Below are 2,224 nucleotides of genomic sequence, written 5' to 3'. Positions count from 1 at the left end.
GGTCCACGCGCCCGCTCTGAAGCAGGCTCATCACCGTCAGCATGTCCAGGCACTGGGTGGCGCCGAGAAGGTTGGGCGGGTCGGCCATGGTGTAGATGAGCTCGGCGGTGGGCGTCGAGCGCACCACGCCATTCTCGAAGAGGCCGATGGCGCTGGGCGCATGGGCCTTCTTGGCGACCACAAAGGCGATCAGCGGCAGACGCATGCCCACGAAGACGACTTCCCCGTCACGGATCTCGCGCGCCGCCGCGGCCACCATCAGCTCGGAGAGCGTGTAGGCTGTCGTCGCGGCGGTGGCGGGAGCGGTAGTCATTCGAAGAGCTCCTAGCCACTAGCTCTTAGCTAGATGCTAGAAGCCAGGCGCTAGGGGTTGATGGCCGACTTGCGCGTTTCCCCGATGCTTTCCAGCGGGTCGCGGGCGCCATCCTTGGGCACAATCCACTTCTTTTCCGTGCCCAGGATGTCGAGCAACAGCTTCTTGTCCCCGGCCGTCGGCAGCCATTCGATCACTTGCTGTTCGTAGACCTTCTCCTCGACCGGCTCGCCGGTCTGGGGATGGAACTTCTGTCCCGCCCAGCTCCCGATGGCGCGGTTGAACTGGATGTGCGGCGCGTACAGCCTGGGCTGGTCCGGCTTGAGCACGTTGTTGAAGCGCGCGATCAGTCCGGCCACTTCGTCGCGATAGAGGTGGCGGTTGTAGTCGTTCACGTCGTCCAGGTCGGGCGCGCTCGCGTTCTTGGGTTCATCGTAGCGGCCCTTGATCCCCCAGACGTACGCCCAGTGCGCCGAGGAGGAATGGTCGGTGCCGAACAGGTCGTAGGACTCGGAGATCCACTTGTTCAGGTATTTCTGGATGAGCCAGCTGGGCACGGCGCCGGCTTCCACCACGCGGCGCAGGCCATCGTTGCCCGTGCCCATGTGGAAGGCCTCTTCGCGCAGCATGTAGGACATGGACCGGCCGAGTGGCGCGAAGCCCGAATACTTCAACATCTGCAGCTGGAACTTGCCGTCGCGGTCCACGAAGTCGGTGTAGGCGAAAAAGTCGAGCCAGTTGTCCACGTTCTCGTTGAAGGCGTTGAGCAGGCGCTTGTTCTCGAAGGCGCGGCGCTCGAGCATCTTCTGCGCCTCGACCTTGCCGGTCTGCCCGAAGTGCTCGATCAGCAGGGCGCACATCTGCCAGCCGTGGCGCATCTCCTCGATCATCACCCGGGTGAGCGCCTTGCGATCGTAGTCGGTGGGTGCGGCATCGAACAGGAAGCGCTGCTGCTCCACGCTGGCGAACTCGGTGTCGCCCTGATAGACGATCATGTTCATCAGCGCGTCGCGCATGTTCTGCGTGGGGATCTGGCGGACGGTCTCCCACTTGGGCCGGCCCTTGTAGTGGCCGAACTGGATCTCGTTGGTCTCGATGGCGCCGTAGAGCGTGTCGAACTTGAACTCCGCGACCTCTTTGGGATTGACGCCGATGTCGCGGCGCCAATCGTCGAACAGCCCAACCCAATCGCTGAACGTCCCGACCTTGAAGGCTTTTCCCGGCATAGAACTCCCTTACAGGTTCACCCACACGCTCTTGAGCTCCGTGTAGTGCTCGATGGCGTGCATGCCCAACTCGCGGCCGAAGCCGGACTGCTTGTATCCGCCGAAGGGCAGCGCTACGTCGTAGAGGTTGTAGGCGTTCACCCAGACCGTGCCGGCCTTGAGGCGCCGGGCCACGGCGTGGGCCTTGCGGATATCGTTGGTCCAGACCGCCGCCGCCAGGCCGTAGATGTTCTGGTTGGCGAGCTCCGCCACCTGCTCCACGTCATCGAAGGGGATGGTGGCCAGCACCGGTCCGAAAATCTCTTCCTGCGCGATCTTCATGTTGTTGTCCACGGCGTCGAAGATGGTGGGCTCGACGAAGTATCCCTTGCCGCCGTCCACGGAGACCCGCTTGCCGCCCGCCACCAGCTTCGCGCCCTCGCTCTTCCCTGCTTCGATGTAGCCGAGCACGGTGTTCATCTGCTGCTCGCTGACGATGGCGCCCAGGCGCGTCTTGGGGTCGAGCGGATCGCCGGGCTTGAGTTTCTGGGTGCGGTCCACCAGTTTCGACATGAATTCGTCGTGGATCTTCCTTTCGACGAAGAGGCGCGAGCCGGCAGCGCAGACCTCGCCCTTACCGTAGAAGATGCCCGTGGAGGCGCCGCGCACGGCGGCCTCGATGTCCGAATCCGCAAAGACGATGTTG

Annotated in this window: 3 protein-coding genes; all 3 read right to left on the bottom strand. The window is 63.6% G+C overall.

What is annotated here, in order from left to right; genetic code table 11:
• The coding region (locus VGQ94_05165) for a hypothetical protein (GenBank protein ID HEV2021897.1) at positions 1-313 on the bottom strand (313 nt) is incomplete at its 3' end.
• A gap of 50 nt (positions 314-363) precedes the next feature.
• Positions 364-1,539 carry a Phenylacetic acid catabolic protein gene (locus tag VGQ94_05160; GenBank protein ID HEV2021896.1) on the bottom strand — a complete coding sequence of 392 codons (1,176 nt, stop codon included), beginning with the start codon at positions 1,537-1,539 and terminating at the stop codon, positions 364-366.
• A 9-nt stretch (positions 1,540-1,548) separates the two neighbouring features.
• The coding region (locus VGQ94_05155; GenBank protein HEV2021895.1) for an aldehyde dehydrogenase family protein at positions 1,549-2,224 on the bottom strand (676 nt) is incomplete at its 5' end.

Source organism: Terriglobales bacterium (assembly GCA_035937135.1).
In the GTDB taxonomy this organism is placed as follows: domain Bacteria; phylum Acidobacteriota; class Terriglobia; order Terriglobales; family Acidobacteriaceae; genus DASYVL01.
The sequence above is the reverse complement of the archived record's forward strand: the minus strand, read 5'-3'. Positions and strand labels throughout refer to the sequence as shown.